General features: G+C 67.7%; 15 protein-coding genes and 3 tRNA genes. 11 read left to right on the top strand and 7 right to left on the bottom strand.

What is annotated here, in order from left to right; translation table 11 throughout:
* The first annotated feature begins 114 nt into the window (after positions 1-114).
* The 6 genes from ABEA77_RS17270 (at position 115) to ABEA77_RS17245 (ending at position 8,959) form a co-directional block, all read left to right on the top strand.
* Entirely contained in the window at positions 115-939 is an 825-nt protein-coding gene (locus tag ABEA77_RS17270) for a transposase family protein (protein ID WP_425588298.1), read from the top strand.
* A 1,340-nt stretch (positions 940-2,279) separates the two neighbouring features.
* Positions 2,280-4,736 carry an EcoAI/FtnUII family type I restriction enzme subunit R gene (hsdR, locus tag ABEA77_RS17265; protein WP_425588297.1) on the top strand — a complete coding sequence of 819 codons (2,457 nt, stop codon included), beginning with the start codon at positions 2,280-2,282 and terminating at the stop codon, positions 4,734-4,736.
* A gap of 83 nt (positions 4,737-4,819) precedes the next feature.
* Positions 4,820-5,419 carry a type IV toxin-antitoxin system AbiEi family antitoxin domain-containing protein gene (locus tag ABEA77_RS17260; RefSeq protein ID WP_224337052.1) on the top strand — a complete coding sequence of 200 codons (600 nt, stop codon included), beginning with the start codon at positions 4,820-4,822 and terminating at the stop codon, positions 5,417-5,419.
* A gap of 2 nt (positions 5,420-5,421) precedes the next feature.
* A complete protein-coding gene (locus tag ABEA77_RS17255; RefSeq protein WP_345647834.1) occupies positions 5,422-6,297 on the top strand; it encodes a nucleotidyl transferase AbiEii/AbiGii toxin family protein in 876 nt (291 codons plus the stop codon).
* On the top strand, positions 6,297-7,817 hold the full coding sequence (locus ABEA77_RS17250; protein WP_224337057.1) for an HsdM family class I SAM-dependent methyltransferase: 1,521 nt from the start codon (positions 6,297-6,299) through the stop codon (positions 7,815-7,817). Before ABEA77_RS17255 ends, ABEA77_RS17250 begins: the two co-directional genes overlap by 1 nt.
* Positions 7,817-8,959 carry a hypothetical protein gene (locus ABEA77_RS17245; RefSeq protein ID WP_345647828.1) on the top strand — a complete coding sequence of 381 codons (1,143 nt, stop codon included), beginning with the start codon at positions 7,817-7,819 and terminating at the stop codon, positions 8,957-8,959. Before ABEA77_RS17250 ends, ABEA77_RS17245 begins: the two co-directional genes overlap by 1 nt.
* Here ABEA77_RS17245 and ABEA77_RS17240 read toward each other — a convergent pair.
* The 5 genes from ABEA77_RS17240 to ABEA77_RS17220 all read right to left on the bottom strand — a co-directional run bounded on the left by ABEA77_RS17240 (position 8,943) and on the right by ABEA77_RS17220 (position 12,102).
* Positions 8,943-9,611 carry a JAB domain-containing protein gene (locus tag ABEA77_RS17240; protein ID WP_224337061.1) on the bottom strand — a complete coding sequence of 223 codons (669 nt, stop codon included), beginning with the start codon at positions 9,609-9,611 and terminating at the stop codon, positions 8,943-8,945. The genes ABEA77_RS17245 and ABEA77_RS17240 overlap by 17 nt on opposite strands.
* 14 nt (positions 9,612-9,625) lie before the next feature.
* On the bottom strand, positions 9,626-11,338 hold the full coding sequence (locus tag ABEA77_RS17235) for a GmrSD restriction endonuclease domain-containing protein (RefSeq protein ID WP_345647824.1): 1,713 nt from the start codon (positions 11,336-11,338) through the stop codon (positions 9,626-9,628).
* A 370-nt stretch (positions 11,339-11,708) separates the two neighbouring features.
* Positions 11,709-11,785, bottom strand: a tRNA-Ile gene (locus ABEA77_RS17230).
* Between the two features lie 166 nt (positions 11,786-11,951).
* A tRNA-Asn gene (locus tag ABEA77_RS17225) sits at positions 11,952-12,024 on the bottom strand.
* Positions 12,025-12,029: 5 nt separating this feature from the next.
* Positions 12,030-12,102, bottom strand: a tRNA-Asn gene (locus ABEA77_RS17220).
* Positions 12,103-12,311: 209 nt separating this feature from the next.
* Here ABEA77_RS17220 and ABEA77_RS17215 point away from each other — a divergent pair.
* From ABEA77_RS17215 to ABEA77_RS17195, 5 genes are all read left to right on the top strand, one after another.
* The gene (locus ABEA77_RS17215) at positions 12,312-12,608 is read left to right on the top strand and encodes a YtxH domain-containing protein (protein WP_345647821.1); all 297 of its coding nucleotides are present in this window, start codon (positions 12,312-12,314) and stop codon (positions 12,606-12,608) included.
* Between the two features lie 113 nt (positions 12,609-12,721).
* Entirely contained in the window at positions 12,722-14,188 is a 1,467-nt protein-coding gene (locus ABEA77_RS17210; RefSeq protein WP_345647819.1) for an FGGY family carbohydrate kinase, read from the top strand.
* Positions 14,189-14,341: 153 nt separating this feature from the next.
* Entirely contained in the window at positions 14,342-16,075 is a 1,734-nt protein-coding gene (locus ABEA77_RS17205; protein WP_345647816.1) for an ABC transporter ATP-binding protein, read from the top strand.
* Positions 16,075-18,006: an ABC transporter ATP-binding protein gene (locus ABEA77_RS17200; protein ID WP_345647813.1), complete on the top strand. Its 1,932-nt coding sequence runs from the start codon at positions 16,075-16,077 to the stop codon at positions 18,004-18,006. Before ABEA77_RS17205 ends, ABEA77_RS17200 begins: the two co-directional genes overlap by 1 nt.
* A 124-nt stretch (positions 18,007-18,130) precedes the next feature.
* Entirely contained in the window at positions 18,131-18,301 is a 171-nt protein-coding gene (locus tag ABEA77_RS17195; RefSeq protein ID WP_345647810.1) for a hypothetical protein, read from the top strand.
* 134 nt (positions 18,302-18,435) lie between these two features.
* Here the strand turns inward: ABEA77_RS17195 and ABEA77_RS17190 are convergent, their stop codons facing one another.
* On the bottom strand, positions 18,436-19,479 hold the full coding sequence (locus ABEA77_RS17190) for an RNA polymerase sigma factor (protein ID WP_345647807.1): 1,044 nt from the start codon (positions 19,477-19,479) through the stop codon (positions 18,436-18,438).
* A 257-nt stretch (positions 19,480-19,736) separates the two neighbouring features.
* Positions 19,737-21,647 (bottom strand): DNA primase, encoded by a 1,911-nt coding sequence (gene dnaG / locus ABEA77_RS17185; RefSeq protein WP_345647805.1) that lies wholly within the window; start codon positions 21,645-21,647, stop codon positions 19,737-19,739.
* Positions 21,648-21,655: the final 8 nt, after the last annotated feature.

The following is a 21,655-nucleotide window of genomic DNA, read 5'->3' as shown; positions in this document are numbered from 1 at the left end:
TTTCCGTGTTTCTGATCAACTCTTGGACAGCCCACCTCGTGAAAGCGCGAGGCTAACGAGCTCGTGCGCGGTCGGCGGCAGCGCGTCGGGACCCCGACGTCGATCATGGTGTGTGTGGTGGGGAACCGGTCTCGTGCAGCAATCATCCGTAGCCGGCGGATCACCGGGCTGACGCCTGACGCGATCGCTGAAATCGTCGCTGAAATCGGCCCGTTGTGGCACGAGCGTTGCCAGGCGGCCCTCGCCGCGCGCCCTCGTCGTCGCGCCGTGGGCGCCGGGGCCAGGCACAAACTGGTCTTCGTCGACCGGTTGCCGGCCACGCTGGTGCACCTCCGCCACGGTGCCACGCATGACGCGCCGGCCTGCTGGTTCGATGTCGACCGCTCCACCACCACGCGCGCGATGGGTGGAGTACGACCCCTGCCGGCCGTATGCGGCTCCACCATCGCCCCTGGCCATCGGCTGCGCACACTCGCCGAGGTCGTTGATCCCGGTGCCGACGGCGGCACCGGGATCAACGACGGGACCGAGGCCCGGGTGCACCGTCCGGACGCCGGGCGTAAGGACCGGGAGAAGTTCATCTCTGGGAAGAACAAGCAAAACGCCGTCACGTCGATGGTCGTCACGGACGCCGACGGGCGGCTGCTGTTCTGCGGCCCGGCCGAGCCGGCCAGCTGCGCGGATACCACAGATGTCCGGGGTCTGGGCCTGGTCAAGCTCCACACCGAGGGGCCGGCCGTGGACATCCTGGGGGACGCCGGCTACCAGGGACTGGGCGCGCAGACCGGCGGGCGGTCACGGGTCCTCGGCCTCTTGGTGAGGCCGGCGGCTTTGGCTGCGTCCAGTGCGGGCCTCCATCGGTGCGCGTGGAACACGCCGGAGTGCCACGCCCCTCCTCGGGGAGCGGTGAATATCAGGTCGGCCGGCTTCCTGCCCTGACAACGCCGCTGGAACAGTTTCACCTGCTCTGACGTCAGCACGAGGGTGCGAGTGAACTCTTCGGCTCGGGGGCGCCGAGGAACGTTCCGCCCTGGCCGCGCCTCTTCCAGGTCCGCTGGACGCGGAGCGTCGGCGTTTTGCCCACCAGCGTGAAGTCCCGGGGCTGACGTGCTGTTATCTCGCCCAACGGAGCCCGGTGCTCACCAGAGCATCGATGACGTCCAGGGCATCAGCCCGCACATGCTGCCGGAGGGCGATGTACTCGTCGGGTCCAGGGAACACCTCGTCGTCCTCGGTCCCGTTCCCCTTGGGCAGGCGGGTGTGCACGCAGGGATTCGAGTCGCGTAGTGCCGGATCAGCAGTCACGGCCGACTGGAAAATGCTCAACAGCAGTCCGCGCAGGTTCGCGATCGCCTTCGCGGCGTACGGTCCGCATTCAGTTCCGGCACGATCAAGCGGGCCGGGCTTGCCGCCTTGAAGACCGAGGGTCCACTGGCTGATGTGCGCGGACGAGCCGCGGACCTCGGTCGGAGACTGACAGCTCCCCACACACGGAATCAGATGGTTATCGACAAACCTCGTGGAGTTCGTACAGGTGTGTCCGATATATCGGTGAGCAGGTCCACCCGGACGTGTGCGTACGCCCCGAGCAGCTCGGCATCAGGCACCGGTGGTTCGCCAGGCTCGACAAAGCCCCTGCCTTTGATCCACCCCGGGGGCCATTGCTGCCCGTGACCGTTCACCAAGCCCCGGAAGCGGTACCGCCGGGTGGAGGTCGTCGAAAGTCTTGTTGCACCACGCGCCGGCGCGACCGCCCCCGGCGCGCCGGTAGACGATGTGCGAGGTACCCCCGGAACTCAGGTTTTCGTCTCGATGCAGGCCATGGAGACAAGCGTACGAAGGGCCCGTGCGGTACTCGTGCGGTACCACGACCGCCCAAGGACCCGATGCTCCAGCGCTTTCGCAGGTCGTCACGTTTCGCCGCAGTGGGGCGGGTGGGACTCGAACCCACGGCCGACGGATTATGAGTCCTTTGAGGATCTTGGCGGCCCTTGCTCTTCCACGTTGAGTCTTGGCCTTTTCGCAGCTCAGGCAGCCTGGCGCCTGTCCGCACCCTGGAATCTTCGTCAGCCTGTGCCTGTCCTTGCGTCCCCAACGCGTCCTCACGGAGTCCTCACGCGGACGTGACGAAGTACTCGTCGCCGATCGCCCCAGCTAGGAGAAGAGTCGAACTCTGCCGCAGCGGATCGACCTTCCGGTGCGGTGGTGTTCGCCTTTGCAGGACTCGAGCGGCTGATTCCTGTGACAGCTGTCGTGACCCTGATGTACCAATACCTTCTATGGCAAGCGCAGCGGGGATGGACGAGCAGGAGACGCGTCGGGCCTTGATCACACCGGCCTTGACGTCCGCAGGGTGGAGCCGCGATCAGGTGCGGGAGGAGTACCCGATCAACGACGGCAAGATGGAGGCGTCGGCCCGCCGGCATCGCCGAGGGCCTGCGCTGGTGGCGGACTATGTGCTGGAGTACCGCGACGACGCACCCATCGCGGTGGTCGAGGCCAAGCGGACCAGCGTCGATGTGGCCTCAGGTATCGAGCAGGCCAAGCGATACGCGACACGGCTCGGGCTCCCGGTGGCCTATGCGACCAACGGGCGGGAGATCTGGGAGATCGAGATCGGCGGAAACCGCCGGAGGGTTTCGCGCTTCCCGTCGCCGGAAGAGCTCTGGACCCGGTACTGCAAGGACAAGGGGATCACGTCCGCGCTGGAGCGGGAGTTCATGCTCGCACCGTTCGACAACAGGCTGCGCAACACCGATCTCACTCCGAAGCGCCCGCGCTACTACCAGCGCCGCGCCGTGAACGAGGTGCTGCTGGCCATCGCCAGAGGCGAGAAGCGGATTCTGCTGACGCTCGCGACCGGCACCGGCAAGACCATGGTGGCCTTCCAGCTGGTGTCCAAGCTGCGTCGAAGCTCCTGGAAGGGAGGCGAGATGCCCCGCGTTCTCTACCTCGCGGACCGCAACATCCTCGTCGACCAGCCGAAGGACGACTATTTCGAGCCAGTGTTCGGAGACGTTGTGCACAAGATCGGTGGCGGCCGAGCGCAGCGAGCACGGCAAATCTTCTTCGCCCTGTATCAGTCACTCGACAGTGAGCGCGGCGACGAGGAGGCGCTGTTTACCCAGTATCGGCCGGACTACTTCGACTTGATCATCGTTGATGAGTGCCACCGAGGCAGCTCCGGGAGCGAGTCGAAGTGGCGGACAATCCTGGAGTACTTCGAACCAGCGACCCAGCTCGGGCTGACGGCGACTCCGGTCCAGGATAAGGAACGCGACACCTTCAAGTACTTCAAGGCACCTGTCTACGAGTACTCACTCAAGGACGGCATCGAGGATGGTTTCCTCGCCCCGTACCGGGTGCGTCGAGTGCATCTGAACGTGGACGTGACGGGCTTCCGGCCTGAGCCAGGACAACTCGACATCGACGGAGACGAGATCCCGGACAAGGTCTACACACAGAGGCACTTCGAGAGGTCTCTCGCCATCCAGGAGCGCACGGAGGAAGTCGCCCGTTACCTCACGGACTACCTCCGTCAGACCGACCGCATGGGCAAGACGATCGTGTTCTGCGAGAACAACGATCATGCTCACCGGATGGTCGCAGCCCTGAACCAGGCGAACCTGGACATCGTCGCGCAGTTCCGTGACTACGTGTGCCGGATCACCGACGACGACGGTTCAGCCGGGCTGGAGCTTTTGGACCGGTTCCGTAAGGACGATACGGACGAGCCCGTGATCGCCGTGACAAGTCAGATGCTGACGACCGGCGTGGACATCCCGTCGGTCCGCAACATCGTGATCCTTCGCCGGATCCGGTCCATGCCCCAGTTCAAGCAGATCATCGGGCGGGGTACCCGGCTGTGCCTGGACATCGAGAAAGGGTCGTTCGACATCATTGACTTCGTCGAGGCGACAATCCTTTTCAACGACCCGGAGTTCGACGGCCCGCCGCTGCGCATCGTCAACGACCGGACGGACGAGCAGGGTGCACTGATCGACAGCACCGACGATGAGGGCATGCCGGACAGCGAGGCCGAGGAGGTCTCCGAGCCTGTGGCACCTTTCGAGTCACAAGGGGGTGGGGCGCTGCCGGGTAGCGGTACTGACGGTTACGTCGTCACCGATGAAGATGAGGCTGACGCGATCCAAAGCAGTAAGCGCCGCATCTACGTGAACGGCGTCACGGTCTTCATTTGGAACGACGTGCACTACCAGCTGCAGTCCGACGGCAAGACGCTCAAGCTCGTCCGCTACCGGGAGATCGTGCACGATCAGGTCCTGGAGCTCAACCTGTCGCCGACCGATCTGCGTACCCAGTGGGCCACGGTCAAGAGCCGCGAGGCGCTCCGCAGGCGGCTGCGCGAGCAGTGCGAGATCACTGAGGAGGACTTGCTTCGCAAGCTGGATCATCCGGAGGCGGATCCGATCGATCTGTTGATCAACGCGGCGTGGGAGCTTCCGCTCGTGAGCCGGGCTGAGCGGGCGCATCGGGTGCGGCGTGAGCACGCGGCTTTCCTCGGCAGCTTCGCTCCGGAGGCTCGCGTCATACTCGACACCCTGCTGGACAAGTTCACCGAGCAAGGTGCGTCCGAGTTGTCGGCGAGCGCGTTGCGGGTGCCGCCGTTCCGGCAGATGGGGAGGGTGACCCAGCTGGCAAACCACTTCGGCGGGGTTCAGCACATGCACGAGGCCATCGATGACCTTGGCAGACGCATCTTCGATGTCGCATGACTCAAAGAAACTTTTAGTTTCACGTCATGTGGTCGCTCAGACCTAAAGCAAAACAGGAGGAAAATGGATGCTACCCTGGTGGCGTGCTCGGTGATGACACCCCACGTGACAGGCTGTGGCGACTAGCCGTCGAGCAGCGTGGATACTTTTCGGCCGCCCAGGCGCTGAGCGCCGGCTATTCATACCAGGCGCAGCACTTCCACGTGCAACACCGGAACTGGACACGTGTCGACCGGGGCATCTACCGGTTCCGCGAGTACGAGCACATGCCCGGTTCCGAGACGGACAGCCTGGTGCGTTGGTCCCTGTGGAGCCGGGGTCGTGCGGTTGTCTCGCACGCCACTGCCTTGGCCGTCCATGATCTGGGGACGGCCAATCCCTCTGAAGTGCATCTGACTGTGCCGCCGGGATTTCGACAGAAGGACTCCGCCGTTGTTCTGCACCGTGCATCCTTGACGGAGTCGGAAGTCGAACAGCACGAGGGTTTCCGGGTCACCACTCCGGTACGGGCCATCGCGGAGTGCGCCGCCGCTGCTGTGGATCAGGATGTACTCGACTCGGCCGTGGCCGACGCCTTGGAGCGGGGGATGTCCACCCGCCGACGTCTGCTCCACGCCGCCCAGGAACTGGGGCCCCGTGCCGAACTGGGCGTTGAGCGTGCCATGAGAGCGGAGCTGTCGTAAAAGTGAGGGAATACAAGGATGCTGCCGCGCTCCGCCGGGCCCTGGAAGCCAGGCTGAAACGACAGTCCGACGAGGACGGTACAGACTTGGGCCGACTACGTCGCCGTGCCGTCTTCGACCGGCTGGCGGCCCGCCTGTCGGCCGACCCGGAGGGCGAGTGGATCCTCAAGGGAGGTGCCGCGCTGGAATTCCGGCTACGTGACCGAGCGCGGGCCACCAAGGACCTCGACCTCGCCACCAGGGGCGCCGACTTCAATGGCAACACCGTGCGTGACGCTCTGCTCGATGCCCTGGGTGAAGATCCGGACGGGGACTGGTTCACCTTCCGTGTCGCCTCACCGATGGCTCTCGCTGCAGACACGGGCGGGCGGCCGGCGTGGCGGTTCTCCGTGGAGGCCAGGCTGGCAGGCAAGCCGTTCGCCGGTGTCCGACTGGATGTCGCGGCACGTGGCGAGGAGGTGGCCGCCACAGAACCGCTCCCGCTACTCGGTGTCCTGGAGTTCGCGGGCATTCCAGCGCGCGCGATCGAGGCGGTGGACCGGCGTCAGCACTTCGCGGAGAAGCTGCACGCTTTCACCCGTGACTACGGTGACCGGCCCAACACCCGCGTGAAAGATCTTGCCGATCTCATTCTTCTGATCGAGACCGGCTTGCTCCCCAACCATGAGCTGCACGACGTCGTGCGGCATGTATTCACCGTACGGGCCACTCATCCTTTGCCTTACCCGCTTCCGGATCCGCCACCTCTCTGGCGCGACACCTACCCGCCTCTCGCTGGCGGCCTGACCGAGACGGCGCCTTCCCTGGACGCGGCACTCGATGTGTTGCGCACCTTCTGGGCCAAGGCTGTCGCCGACACCACCGAAACGGAACTCTGATGCCCACCAAGGACGCGGACGGCCAACTGGCCATCGACGTACCTGCCCAGCCCAAGAAGCAGACTCGCGCACAACTGCAGTCGGCCATCAAGTCGGCCCGCGACATCATGCGCAAGGATGCGGGCCTCAACGGCGACCTCGACCGGCTGCCACAGCTGTCCTGGATCCTCTTCCTCCGCGCGTTCGACGTGTGCGTGGAGCGGGAACGGGCCGCCGAGAACCTCGAATACGAGCCTGCGATCGCCGCGCCCTACGACTGGGCGAGCTGGGGGGCTCGAGAGGAGTTCACGGGCAACGAGTTTCTACAGTTCGTCAATACAGAACTCCTCCCCTACCTGCGTGGGTTGAACAGCGACGCCGAGGGCGACCCGCGCAATGTGATCTCCACGATCTTCCAGGAGATCCATAACCGGATGCTCTCCGGCGTCCTACTCCGCGACCTGGTCAACGTAGTCAATGACATCAGTTTCGAGTCCGCGGACGACATCCACACGATGGCATTCGTCTATGAGTCGATCCTCAAGGAGATGCGCGACGCGGCCGGCGACTCCGGGGAGTTTTACACCCCGCGTCCCGTGATCCGATTCATGGTCGAACAGTCCTTCCTAAAGCTGGGCATGTCGATCCTCGACCCCGCGTGCGGAACCGGCGGCTTCCTGGTCGAGGCGTACGACGAACTGCGAGAGCTGCCCACGTCCCAGGCCGAGGTCAACCAGCTGCATCACAACATCCGGGGCTATGAGAAAAAGCCACTGCCCTATCTACTCGTCATGATGAACCTGCTGCTGCATGGAATCGACGTACCGAACGTTGTCCGGACCAACGCGCTGGTAAAGATGCGGGAGGAGAGCAGCCCTCGACACCGTGTGGACGTCGTCCTCACCAACCCCCCATTTGGCGGCGAGGAAGAGAAATCCGTCGCCGCACGCTTCGAAAAAGCGGGCGTCAGCACTCAGGAGACGGCCTGGCTTTTCCTGTTCTCGGTGATCGAGCGGCTCAAGCCCGGCGGCCGCTGCGCGATCGTCCTGCCAAACGGCTCCCTCTTCGGGGGCGGCGTCGGAGCCAAGGTCAAGGAAAAGCTTATGCGGGAATGCAACCTGCACACGGTCGTCCGGCTCCCGCAGGGCGTCTTCGCGCCCTATACGCAGATCCCGGCCAACCTGCTCTTCTTCGAGAAGACCGGCCCGACAAAGGAGACCTGGTTCTACGAGATCCCCTTGCCCGAGGGGCGGCGCGGCTACAGCAAGACCAAGCCCATGCGGTACGAGGAGTTCGCCGACTGCGCCCAGTGGTGGGGCGGCGAAGGACGGGAAGGGCGCGAACAGAACGAGCGCGCGTGGAAGGTCGCAGCCGAGGACATCAAGGCGAGTGGTTACAACCTCGACCTGGCTAACCCCCATATCGGTGACGACTTGGCTCACCGATCGCCGGAGGAACTTGTCAACGAGCTGATCAAGACAGAGCAAGAGATCCTCGGCCTGCTGGGTGAACTCAAGGCTCAGCTAGGGGGCGAGAACTGATGGATCTCCTGAGGCGCCCACTGCACACATTTCTTACGCGAGCGACTAGCTCGGTACCAGTCGCCGCCGACGAAGAGTACAAGATCACCGGTATCTACAGCTTCGGAAAAGGACTGATCAAGAGAGGTGTAATTCAGGGTTCGGAAACTGCATACAAGTTTCTGTCGCCAATTTCAACCGGGCAGCTCGTCATGAGTAAGCTTAATGCGTGGGAAGGCGCGCTTGCCGTCGTCCCACACGAGTTTAACGGAACCTTCGTTTCACCGGAATACCCAGTATTCGACATCGACCCCGAGGTCGCGGAACCTTCCTATGTGAAGCATCTCATCTGCTGGCAGCCATTTTGGGAGATGTTGACTCCCCGGGGGTCAATGGTACGCCGCAAACGGACTACACCAGAGACGCTACTTGGTACGGTCGCACCTCTACCTGACATTGATGAGCAGCGCCGCATCGCAAGCCGTTTGGACGCGACTCTCAGCCGGGCTGATGGAGTTCAGGCGCTGCGCGAGAAGATGGCTACACTCCGGGAGAACCTTGGCGCATCGTTTATTACCTCTGCCATTGAGTCGGCCACCGAGTCCGTCCGGATGGGCGATGTCGTCGTATTCGAGCGCACCCCCATCGAGATTGATCCCGACAGCGAGTACCGAAACATTGGGATCCGCTCTTTCGGTAAGGGATTCATTCGACACCCTCCCGTCACCGGTTCAAACCTCAGTAAGCTCAGCTACTTCACTTTCTCCGAGAACGCTCTTGCGCTAAGCAACCTCATGGCCTGGGAAGGAGGTATCTCAGTGACGCGGTCTGAGGACACAGGCTACATCGCGTCTAACCGGTTCTTTTTCTATCTCCCAGCCGACGATCGGGTCAACACAAGTTATATGCGGCACTTCTTGTTGAGTAGGCAAGGCCAATCCCTCATCGCCTCTGCATGCTCGGCAGGCGCGGAGAGAAACCGCACCCTCGGCCGAAAGCGTTTCGAGGACTTGGTCTTCCGCCTACCGCCTCGCCCGGTACAGGACCGGGTTGCTCGCACACTAGACGCTCTCACCGAGCGGCTAGACGCAGCCCATTCCGAGCCCGCCCTCGACGCACTCCGGCCGTCGATCCTGAACGCAGCGTTCACTGGTCAGCTGTGACCCGGCGCCACGCGGCGTCGGTCACCACCACGTGATCCAGGAACCGCAGTCCGACCGCCGCCGCTGCCTCACACAGGCGGGCAGTCGCGCGGCGGTCGGCGGTGCTGGGGGTGGGGTCGCCGGTGGGGTGATTATGTGCGATGCCGAACGACGCACCGCCGGAGGCTAGGACAAGGGCCAGGGTGTCCCGTACGGGAATGAGGCTGCGGTCCGTCGCACCCTCCGTGAGACGGGCAGTGCGGAGTACCGCTCCCGAGGCGTCGCAGACCACGACGACGACCCGCTCATGACGCAGCCCACGGAGCAGGGGCGCCGCGACGGCGGCAAGGTCGCCGGTCGTGGTGACACGACGACGGTCGGAACTGTCAATGTTGGCCACGCGACGTGCGAGATGAAACGCTGCGGCGACTCGTACGGCTTTGGCCGGCCCCATCCCCGGGAGCGCGACCAGCTCCTGGGGATCGGCCCGAGCCAGCGCGCGCAGACCGCCGTGCGCGGCAATCAGCTCACCGGCCAGCTCCAGGACGTCCTGCCCCTGCCTCCCGGAGCCCAGTAGCAGCGCCAGCAACTCTCGATCGGCGAGGGCTTCTCCGCCCAGCTTCCACAGCCGCTCACGTGGCCGGTCGCCAGCCGGCATGTCGGTGACTCGCATCCCAAGGCATCCGCTCAGTCCGCGGAGTCCCGATCAACCGGCTCGTCGTTGGCATCTTCGCCCTCGCCGTCGGTGTCGTCGGGCACAGCGACGTAGTCGCCGGCCTCTGCTGCCGAGGTGCCGATGAGTTGCATGAGCCGTTGATGCAATGTGTCGGAGCGAGCTTGGAGGAAGGTCTCGTAGTCGTCCCGCAGGGCGGCCTCGAAGGCCACGTCGTTGACGAGGCACGTGGCCAGACGTGCCCGGATCGTTTCCGTCCCCTGTGTCTCGCACAGATCTTTGAGGTACACAGACGGAGGCTGATCGCTGATGTAGATGTTGGTCACTGAGCTGAGCATGATCAGGTTGGCGCAGACGTTGGCGCGGTTCTGGCCCAGTCCTTGCCTCTTCAGGAACGCTCGAGGAAAGAAGTGGTGGAACTCTTTGTCGTTCTGCCAGGACAGTGCCCTGTCCGTGTCTATCCGGCGCCCGTGGCGCAGGTCGACGGGATGGGCTTCCGCGAGGAGCAGCCCAAGCAGCTTTGACGGGGCGTTGGTCGTACGGAACTGGCTGCGCCGCCACAGCACGCTGCGCGGGAGGCCGGCACCAACCTCGATGTCGGAGCTCTCGCCTCGGGCGAAGGCGGCCACCGCCTCGCGATCGTCGGCCATCTGGCGCGAGTTCCAGCCCTTGAAGTACTCCCCGCTGGCGGTCAGCCAGAACCATCGTTCGATCGCGTCGAACTGGGCGGCCGTGGGCTTGGGCAACTGGCGGAAGACCTCCACCAGAACGGCGAACTGGTTGTAGTACGGCAGAGCGTTGGCCCGTGGAGTGCGGATCTGAGTAGTCAAAAAGTCGACGGCGAGCTTCGCCGCCTCACCTGCGGACTCGACGGCACGCTCCAGCTCCTTACGCGACAGGTCCCGCATCCGGTTCATGTCGTCACGGGAGAAACCAAACCCCGCCGCCGCTGAGATCGTACGAAGCATCGTCTTGGTGTCCACCCGACCGTACCGCTTCCGGTCGAGCACCCCGAGGAGCGTGTCGATCTCATCCTTCAGATCGAACTCGGGGCTCCACGTCGCCGCGCGCATGAGGTCGACAACCGTGAGCGGCGTCGCCGTACTGTTGATGCGCTCGAAAACCTTGGCGACCTCGGACGAGGGCATGCCACGCAGGGTGATGACCGCGACTTGGTAGTTCGAGAACCGGTTGTAGAGGGCCTTGGCGCGTTCCTGTAGCTCGGGGGAACCGGCCTTCGCAGCACGGTCGGCGAACTCGAATCCGTCCGACAGCAGACGCAGCGGCATGACGTGTGCCGGTGGTTCGTCGAGAGTGGTCTCGTGCCGGAACTCTTGTTGCTCCAAATCGTAGACGATGTTCCAGGGGCTCTCAGGGTCGTCGTGAGGCTCCCAGTGGAGGGCGCCGCAGACTGTGGCCAGGCGCTGCTGACCGTCCAGGATGTAGTTGACCGGATACCCATGCCGCTGTTCCTCCACAGCGAGACCGCCGACGGTGCGTTCGCTGGCCAGTTGCTCGGTACTCTGCCAGAGCAGAATGCTGCCGATCGGGTAGTTCCGGGAGACGGAGTCAAGAAGATCCAGGATCTGTTGCCGCGTCCACACGAAGTTGCGCTGGAACTTCGGGAGGACGACGTCCCCCTCCAGTACCCGGTCCACGACGGTGACCAGCCGGGGAACGTTGGAGTCCGGGTCCTGCGCTTTGCGTCCCTGGGCATGAACAGCCACCTCGCCAGCCCCCTTCTGTCAGCCTGCCCGCAGTGTATGGGCCGCCTCTGACATCAGGTCCCTCCGCGTGGATGCCCCCTGGGGGTCGGGCGCTCTTGAGGCCACGTCCAACCGGCGCCTCATACTCACCGCGGCTGCGCAGCATCAGCCTCTCATGTGATCTTCTCCTCGCCTCACGAGACCGCCGCCTCGACAGCTCACATACGAGCAAATTCAAGACAAGAGAGGCATGCCAGGCATGTCTGGAATCAGCGTCCCCAACATGTCCTCATGATCTTGAAACCACACCCAGAGAGACCGCCAAGATCCTGCCGTACTCACCGCTGACCGGCTAAGTGCCTGGTCAGAAGGTTTCTCCTCGCGTAGCGAGTGGTGGGGCGGGTGGGACTCGAACCCACGGCCGACGGATTATGAGTCCGCTGCTCTAACCGGCTGAGCTACCGCCCCCACTCGGCGCGTCGCGTACATGTGTACGCGCCGTCTGCCGCAGCATAGCCGGTCATACGATCTGCCGCCTCGGCTGGTCGGCATGCTCCCACCTGGAGGAGTGGCCCTCGCGCCGAGTGGTCCCCGGCAAAGGAAAAGGACCCCGAGGGGCCCTTCCGCATCAGTGCTCCCCCGGCTGGACTCGAACCAGCAACCCTCCGGTTAACAGCCGAATGCTCTGCCAATTGAGCTACAGGGGATCGCGCTCCCCCGACTGGACTCGAACCAGTAACCTGCCGGTTAACAGCCGGCTGCTCTGCCAATTGAGCTACAGGGGACTGCTGCGTCTGCGACGGGCATCGCCGGTCCGGCTCACCCGGGCGGCGCGTGCTCGCTGCGACACATACATTAGCGCAAGCAGGGGGGTGCTCCGCCAATCGGTATCGTGCCGGGTCACGTCGGGTGATCCCGGGCCGGTACGGGGTAGGCGGAGGGCACGACGCCAGCAGATGGCCCCACGGTCCGACGCTAGGAAAGGGTGGCAGCCATGAGGTACCGCCTCACGTTCATCGCGGGTCTGGCTCTCGGATACGTTCTGGGAACCCGCGCAGGCCGCGAGCGTTACGAGCAGCTCAAGAAGGCAGCACAGCAGGTCTCGCAGAACCCCGCCGTGCGCAACGCCACCGAGACGGCGGCGCAGACGGGGCGCGAGTTCGCCGGCAAGGCGTACCACTCGGTCAGCGGCCGCGTGGAGGAGAAGGTCCCGGCCTCCGTCGCCCAGCGGGTCCGCTCCCTGCGGGAGCGCAACGGCCACGGCGACGACTGGGGCACCACCAACACCTGAGCCGCCGCGCGGCGGACGGGCGGCGGCGGGTAACGGGCGGCGGCGGGTAGCTGAAGGGGCGGGCTCCGACAGGCGTCGGGGCCCGCCTCGCGCTGTCCGTAGAATCCCGTGCCATGGGAATAGTCGCCGGTCTCGACAGCTCGTCCGCGGCCACACGCATCGTCGTCTGCGACACCGACACCGGTGCCGTCCTGCGCCAGGGGTACGCGCCGCACCCCGTCGATCCCAAGGCCACCGACATCGACCCGCAGGTCTGGCTGCTCTCCCTCGGTGAGGCCGCGGGCGGCGGGCTGCTCGAAGGGGTGCAGGCCATCGGCGTCTCCGCGCAGCAGCACGGCCTGATCGCGCTGGACGACAAGGGCGCCCTGGTGCGGCCCGCGCTGCTCGGCAACGACAAGCGGGCTCAGGTCGCGGCGGCCGACCTGGTGGACGCCCTCGGCGGGCGCAGCGCGTGGGCCGAGGCGGTCGGCGCGGTGCCGCAGGCCGGGCAGCTCCTGTCGAAGCTGCGCTGGCTCGCCCGGCACGAGCCGGAGGCCGCCGAGCGGGTCGCCTCGGTGATGCAGGCGCACGACTGGATCGTCTGGCAGCTGCTCGGCAGGCCCGTACGGCGTACGACGGACCGCGGCGGCGCGTCCGGTACCGGCTACTGGTCGGCGGGCGCGGGGGCGTACCGGCAGGACCTGATCGAGCTGGCGCTCGGCCACCGGGTCGGGGTGCCCGAGGTGCTGGGCCCCGCGGACTCCGCGGGCACCACACCCGAGGGACTGCTGATCTCGGCGGGCACCGGGGAGACCATGGCGGCGGCGTTCGGGCTCGGGCTCGGCGCCGGGGACGCGGTGGTCTCGCTCGGCGCGTCGGGCTCGGTGACCGCGGTGCACGGCGAGGCGCTCGCGGACCCCTCGGGCACCATCACCTCGTTCGCGGACGCGACGGGCATGCACCTGCCGGTCGTGCACACCAGCAACGCGGTGCGGGCGCTGCGCGGCACCGCGGAGCTGCTCGGCACCGACGACCTCGCGGAGCTCTCCGCACTGGCCCTCAAGTCGACGCCGGGCGCCTCAGGACTGGTGCTGCTGCCGTACCTTGAGGGTGAGCGCACCCCCCAACTCCCGCACACGGCAGGCACGCTGAGCGGTCTGCGGCGCGAGTCGATGCGGCCCGAGCACCTGGCGCGCGCCGCGTTCGAGGGGATGCTCTGCTCGCTGGCCGACGCGATGGACGTGCTGCGCGGGCGGGGCGTCGAGGTGCGGCGGGTGTTCCTGCTCGGCGGCGCAGCCGAGCTGCCCGCGGTGCAGGCGATCGCGCCCGCGGTGTTCGGCGCGCAGGTCGTGGTGCCGCAGCCGGCGGAGTACGCGGCGCTCGGCGCGGCCCGGCAGGCGGCGTGGGCGCTCGGGGTGTCGCAGGGCACGCTGTCGCCTGCCGCGCCGCCGGCCTGGCAGGGCGCGGCCGCGCAGGTCTTCGAGCCGGGTGAGGAGCTCGCGGTCGGCTCGGCGGTGCGCCAGCAGTACCGGGCCACCCGCGAGCAGATCCATCCGGGCGCCTTCGACACGGGGCGGGAGCCGGCCGGGGCGGCCGAGTAGCACCGGCCGGGGGCGGGCCGCGGAACGGGCCCGCACGCGGCCCGTGACCGGACCTCTCCGGTCCGGGCCGCGGGGGTGGAAACCCGTGGGAATCGGGGCGCGCGGTGGCGCAAGATGGGGGGCGACTCTGTCCGCCGATCCCGAGAGACCCGCGTGCTCCTACGACTCCTGCGGACCCGCCTCGCTCCGTACCGAAAATCCATAGGCCTGCTGGTGGCGCTCCAGTTGCTGCAGACCGTCGCCACCCTCTACCTGCCCACGCTCAACGCCGACATCATCGACAACGGTGTCGTGAACGGCGACTCGGGCTACATCCTGGAGTTCGGCGCGATCATGCTCGCCGTCTCCGTCGGCCAGGTGCTCTGCAACGTCGGCGCCGTGTACTACGGGGCGCGTACGGCCTCCTCGCTCGGCCGGGACGTGCGCTCCGCGGTCTTCCACCGGGTGCAGAGCTTCTCCGCGCGCGAGGTGAACGGGTTCGGCGCGCCCTCGCTGATCACCCGTACGACCAATGACGTGCAGCAGATCCAGATGCTGACGCTGATGTCGTTCACGCTGATGGTGTCCGCCCCGATCATGTGCGTCGGCGGCATCGTGATGGCCCTCAGCCAGGACGTGCCGCTCTCGGCGATCCTGCTCGCCGTGGTGCCGGTGCTCGCGGTGTCGGTGAGTCTGATCGTGCGCAGGATGCGGCCGCTGTTCCGGCAGATGCAGAAGAAGCTGGACAACGTGAACCGGGTGCTGCGGGAGCAGATCACCGGCAACCGCGTGATCCGCGCGTTCGTCCGCGACGACTACGAGCGTGGCCGCTTCGAGACCGCCAACACCGAGGTGGCCGAACTCCAGCTGTCGACGGGCCGCCTGATGTCGCTGATGTTCCCGACGGTGATGACGGTGATCAACCTCTCGTCGATCGCCGTGGTCTGGTTCGGGGCGCACCGCATCGACGACGGGCACATGCAGATCGGCGCGCTGACGGCGTTCCTCTCGTACCTGATGCAGATCGTGATGGCCGTGATGATGGCCACCTTCATGTTCATCATGGTGCCGCGCGCCGAGGTGTGCGCCGAGCGCGTCGAGGAGGTGCTCTCGACGGAGTCGAGCGTGGTGCCGCCGCTGAGCCCGGTGCGTGAGCTGCCCACGCACGGACGCCTGGAGATCAGGGACGTCGACTTCCGCTATCCGGGCGCCGAGGAGTCCGTGCTGAGGGCGGTGGCCCTGGTCGCACGGCCCGGCGAGACGACCGCCGTCATCGGCTCGACGGGCAGCGGCAAGTCGACGCTGCTGACGCTGGTGCCGCGGCTGATGGACGTGACCGCGGGCAAGGTGCTGGTCGACGGGGAGGACGTGCGGGACATCGACCCCGTGCTGCTCGCGAAGACCGTCAGCCTGGTGCCGCAGAAGCCGTACCTGTTCTCGGGGACGGTCGCGACGAACCTGCGGTACGGGAACCCGGACGCGACGGACGACGAGCTGTGGCACGCGCTGGAGGTGGCGCAGGCCAAGGACTTCGTGGCGAAGCTGGAGGGCGGCCTCGACGCGCCGATCGCGCAGGGCGGCACCAACGTGTCCGGCGGTCAGCGCCAGCGCCTTTCGATCGCGCGGACGCTGGTGCAGCGTCCCGAGATCTTCCTGTTCGACGACTCGTTCTCCGCGCTCGACTACGCGACGGACGCGGCGCTGCGCGCGGCGCTCTCACGGGAGACGGCGGAGGCGACGGTGGTGATCGTCGCGCAGCGCGTGTCGACCATCAGGGACGCCGACCGGATCGTGGTGCTCGACGAGGGCCGGGTGGTCGGCACGGGCCGCCACACCGAACTCATGGCGTCGAACGAGACGTACCGGGAGATCGTGCTCTCCCAGCTGACCGAGGCGGAGGCGGCCTGATGAGCGGCGGAGGACCCGGGCGGATGATGGCCACGGCCGCGCAGACGCAGCGGTCGGCGGACTTCAAGGGGTCGGGGAAGCGGCTGCTGCGGCGGCTGACGCGGCACCGGCCGGCGCTGGTGGCGATGGTCGCGGCGACGGTGCTGAGCGTGGGGCTCTCGGTGGAGGGGCCGCGGATCCTCGGCCGGGCGACCGACCTGATCTTCGCGGGCGTCATCGGCCACACCATGCCGGAGGGCTCGACGAAGGCGCAGGCGATCGCCGGGCTGCGGGAGCGCGGCCAGGGCTCGGTCGCGGACCTGCTGTCGGGCGTGGACTTCGTGCCGGGGCACGGCATCGACTTCGACAGGATCGGCACGACGCTGCTTGAGGCGCTGCTCGTCTATCTGGCGGCGGGGCTGCTGATGCTGGTGGCGCAGCGGATGTCGATCCGTGTGATCAACAGGACCGTGTACCGGATGCGGGAGGACATCCAGGCGAAGCTGGCGCGGCTGCCGCTCTCGTACTTCGACGGGCAGCGGCGGGGCGAGGTGCTGAGCCGCGCGACGAACGACGTGGACAACATCGCGCAGACGATGCAGCAGACGCTGGGCCAGATGGTCAACTCGCTGCTGACCATCGTCGGCGTCATCGCCATGATGTTCTGGATCTCGTGGCTGCTCGCGCTGGTGGCGCTGGTGACGGTGCCGCTCTCCGTGCTGGTCGCGGCGCGGGTCGGCAAGCGGTCGCAGCCGCAGTTCGTGCAGCAGTGGCGGGTGACCGGCAGGCTGAACGCGCACATCGAGGAGATGTACACGGGCCACACTCTGGTGAAGACGTTCGGGCGGCAGGAGGAGTCGGCGGCCGCGTTCGAGGAGCAGAACGAGCAGTTGTACGAGGCGGCGTTCAAGGCGCAGTTCAACAGCGGGATCATGCAGCCGCTGATGATGTTCGTCTCGAACCTGAACTACGTGCTCGTGGCGGTCGTCGGCGGGCTGCGGGTCGCCTCGGGCGCGCTGTCCATCGGTGACGTGCAGGCGTTCATCCAGTACTCGCGGCAGTTCTCGCAGCCGCTCACGCAGGTCGCCTCGATGGCCAACCTGGTGCAGTCGGGGGTGGCGTCGGCCGAGCGGATCTTCGAGCTGCTCGACGCGGAGGAGCAGGAGCCTGACGGGCCGCCGCGCACGGTGCTGACGCCGCCGCGCGGCCGGGTGGCGCTGGAGAGGGTGTCGTTCCGCTACGACCCGGAGAAGCCGCTGATCGAGGACCTGTCGCTGGCGGTCGAGCCGGGCCAGACGGTGGCGATCGTGGGGCCGACGGGCGCGGGCAAGACCACCCTGGTCAACCTGTTGATGCGGTTCTACGAGGTGTCGTCGGGGCGGATCACGCTGGACGGCGTCGACGTGCGGGAGATGACCCGCGAGCAGCTGCGGGCCGGGATCGGCATGGTCCTCCAGGACACCTGGCTGTTCGGGGGGACGATCGCTGCGAACATCGCGTACGGCGCCTCGCGGGAGGTGACGCGCGAGGAGATCGAGGAGGCGGCGCGCGCCGCGCACGCCGACCGGTTCGTGCGGACGCTGCCCGACGGCTACGACACGGTGATCGACGACGAGGGGACCGGTGTCAGCGCGGGCGAGAAGCAGCTGATCACCATCGCGCGTGCGTTCCTGTCCGACCCGGTGATCCTGGTGCTCGACGAGGCGACCAGCTCCGTGGACACCCGTACGGAGGTACTGATCCAGAAGGCGATGGCGCGGCTCGCGCACGGCAGGACGAGCTTCGTGATCGCGCACCGGCTCTCCACGATCCGCGACGCGGACGTGATCCTCGTGATGGAGGACGGCTCGATCGTGGAGCAGGGCTCGCACGGGGAGCTGCTGGCCGCTGACGGTGCGTACGCGCGGCTGTACAAGGCGCAGTTCGCGCAGGCGGTGGTGGAGGTCGACTGAGCCGGGCACCGGGCCGTGGACCCGCCCGCCGCGGCCGGGCGGGTCCACGGCCGGCGCATGCTTGTCCGTATTGCGGGTAATCGGGGCGGTAGGAGTGACCGAGACCACCTTGAAGGGGGTTCTCATGGCGGACACGTTCTACAAGCACGGCAGGCCGCAGCATCCGACGCTCCACGAGGACCGGCCGCGCGGCGGCCCGGCCCGGCGGATGCGGCACCAGGGCGGCTGGTCCGCCGGGGCCGTCGTCCTCGCCATCCTGCTGCTGATCCTCGTGGGGATCGCGCTGTTCCCCTAGCCGCTGCCGGTGGAGCACGGAAAAGCGCAGAAAGTAAGTGCAGAAAGTACGGCAAAGCGCGGCAAGTACGGAGCTGTTTCGCGCGGGCCCGCCTTCGGACCGGAGGGCGGGTCCGTGCAGGTCAGGGCCGGGGGTCAGTCCAGGTAGCCGCGGAGCTGGTCGGCGAGCGCGTGGTCGCGGAGCTTGGCGAGGGTCCTCGCCTCGATCTGGCGGATGCGCTCGCGGGTCACGCCGAAGACCTGGCCGATCTCCTCCAGCGTGCGCGGGCGGCCGTCGGAGAGTCCGTACCGCAGCTGGACGACCTTGCGCTCGCGCTCGCCGAGCGTGGAGAGCACGGCCTCCAGGTGCCGGCGCAGCAGCAGGAAGGCGGCGGACTCCACCGGGGAGGCCGCGTCGCCGTCCTCGATCAGGTCGCCGAGCGCGATGTCCTCCTCCTCGCCGACCGGCGCGTACAGCGAGACGGGCTCCTGGGCGTAGCGCAGGACCTCGCTGACGCGCTCGGCGGGGAGGCCGAGTTCCGCCGCGACCTCGGCGGGGGCGGGCTCGTGCCCCTTCTCCTGGAGCAGTCTGCGCTGGACGCGGGTCACGCGGTTGATCTGCTCGACCACGTGCACCGGTACGCGGATGGTGCGGGCCTGGTCGGCCAGGGCGCGGGACATGGCCTGGCGTATCCACCAGGTCGCGTAGGTGGAGAACTTGTAGCCGCGCGCGTAGTCGAACTTCTCGACGGCCCTGATCAGCCCGAGGTTGCCCTCCTGGACCAGGTCGAGCATGGTCAGGCCGCGGCCGACGTACCGCTTGGCGACGGAGACGACGAGCCGGAGGTTGGCCTCGATGAGGCGGCGCTTGGCCATCCGGCCGAGGACCACGAGCCGGTCGAGGTCGAGCGCGAGCTGCTCGTCGAGGCCGGTCTGCGTGCCGAGTCTCTCCTCCGCGAACAGCCCCGCCTCGACGCGGCGGGCGAGGTCGACCTCCTCGGCCGCGGTGAGCAGCCCGATGCGGCCGATCTCGCGCAGGTACTGGCGCAGCAGGTCGGAGGAGGCGGCGGTGCCGTTGTACGCGCCGGGCCGGGGCGCGAGCGGCTCGCGCGGGTCGTCGGGCGGGCCCGCGTCGTACGGGCCTGGGGCCGTGGCGGGGGCCTGGGCCTGGGGGGCGGCGGGCGCTGTCCGGGTTCGCACGGGGCGACCTCCAGATGGTCGCTGCCGGGCTCGGGAGTGTGCGGCAGCAGGGACCCGCCCCCAGTGTGGCGTACGGCACATCGCCCCCACGAGGGGCGTGCGCGCACTTTCTGGCCCCGCGGGCCGGTACCGCACGGCGCGAGGGTGTGCCGGGGGCGCGGGCCAGCCCGCGGCGAGCGCGGGCGGCCCTGCGGTGCGGGTCCTGCGGTGCGGGTCCTGCGGTGCGGGCGTGGAACGGCGACGCCCCGGCGGCCGGGTCAGAGGGCGGCGACGCCGTGGTTGCGGAGGGCCTGGCCGTACTGCTGGAGGACCCAGAGTTCGTTCTGGACGGCGGCGTACTGCTGCGGGTCGCCTCCGTTGCCGAGGCGGGTCAGCGCGGACGTGGCGTCCTGGATGCGGCGGTCGACGGCGCGGATGCGGACCTGGACGAGCTGCTGGCCCGCGTACAGCCCGTCGATGGTCTTGCCGCGGAAGACCTCGACGGCCAGCTCGGTCACCAGTTTGCGCACCGAGTCGTCGGGGGCGGCCTCGCGGACCCGGGAGAGGTAGTCGCGGACGTCGGCGCAGCCCTGCTCGGCGCCGCCCGCCTCCTCGATGCAGGCGCGCACCGCCGCGTAGGGCGGGGCGGTGAACTCGTCCGCCTCGTAGGCGTCGAACGCGGGCGTCACCAGCTCGGGCCGCTGGAGGGCGAGCTTGAGCAGCTCGCGCTCGGTCGCGTACACCGGGTTGCGCAGGTAGAGCGCGGGTCCCGCGGGCCCCCTGCGGGCGGCCGGCGCGGCAGCGGTCTGGGCCTGGCCGCCGGGCCCTGGGGCCTGGGCGGGGCCCCGGCCGCCGCGGTCGCGGGCCCAGCGCGCCAGCTGCGCGACGCGTTTGACCACGAACTGGGTGTCGAGGATGCCCAGCATCCCGGCGAGCTGCACCGCGACCTCGTGCTGCGACGCGGAGTTCTTGATGCGGGCGACGATCGGCGCCGCCTCGTCCAGCGCGGCGGCCCGGCCCGCCGGGACCTCCAGGTCGTAGCGGCTCACGATCTGCCGGATCGCGAACTCGAACAGCGGGGTGCGCGGCTCCACCAGGTCCTGGACGGCCGCGTCGCCCTTGGCGAGGCGCAGCTCGCAGGGGTCCATGCCGTCGGGCGCGATCGCGATGTACGTCTCGGCCGCGAATTTCTGGTCGTCCTCGAAGGCCCGCAGCGCCGCCTTCTGGCCGGCCGCGTCCCCGTCGAAGGTGAAGATCACGCGGGCGCTGCCGTTGTCCATCAGCAGCCTGCGGAGGATTTTGATGTGGTCGCCGCCGAACGCGGTGCCGCAGGTCGCGATCGCCGTGGTGACCCCGGCGAGGTGGCAGGCCATCACGTCGGTGTAGCCCTCGACGACGACCGCCCTGCTCGCCTTGGCGATGTCCTTCTTGGCCAGGTCGACCCCGTACAGCACCTGGGACTTCTTGTAGATGGGGGTGTCGGGGGTGTTGAGGTACTTGGGGCCGTTGTCGTCCTCGCGCAGGCGGCGCGCGCCGAAGCCGACGACATCGCCCGAGATGTCCCTGATGGGCCACATCAGCCGGCCGCGGAACCGGTCGATAGGGCCGCGCCTGCCGTCCTGCGAGAGCCCGGACATGACCAGTTCGCGGTCGCTGAAGCCCTGTCCGCGCAGGAAGCGGGTGAGGTGGTCCCAGCCCGCCGGGCTGTAGCCGACCTCGAAGTGCTCGGCTGCCGCCTGGTCGAAGCCGCGCTCGGCGAGGAACTTGCGGCCGATCTCCCCCTCGGGCGAGGCCAGCTGCTCCGTGTAGAAGCGCGCCGCGATCCGGTGCGCCTCCACCAGGCGGGTGCGCTCGCCGCGCTGGCTCGACGGGTTGTACCCGCCCTCCTCGTACCGCAGCGTGATGCCGGCGCGTGCGGCGAGGCGCTCGACCGTCTCGGAGAACGAGAGATGGTCGATCTTCATCACGAAGGCGATGGTGTCCCCGCCCTCCTGGCAGCCGAAGCAGTGGAAGAGGCCCTTGCTCGGACTGACCTGGAAGGACGGGGACTTCTCGTCGTGGAAGGGGCACAGGCCCTTGAGGTTGCCGCCGCCCGCGCTGCGCAGCTGGAGGTACTCGGACACGACGGCGTCGATCGGGACCGCGTCCCGTACCGCCTTCACGTCGTCATCGTTGATCCTGCCGGCCACGCGTGAAG

The sequence above is a fragment of the Streptomyces tremellae genome (assembly GCF_039540215.1).
GTDB lineage: Bacteria > Actinomycetota > Actinomycetes > Streptomycetales > Streptomycetaceae > Streptomyces > Streptomyces tremellae.
The sequence above is the reverse complement of the archived record's forward strand: the minus strand, read 5'-3'. Positions and strand labels throughout refer to the sequence as shown.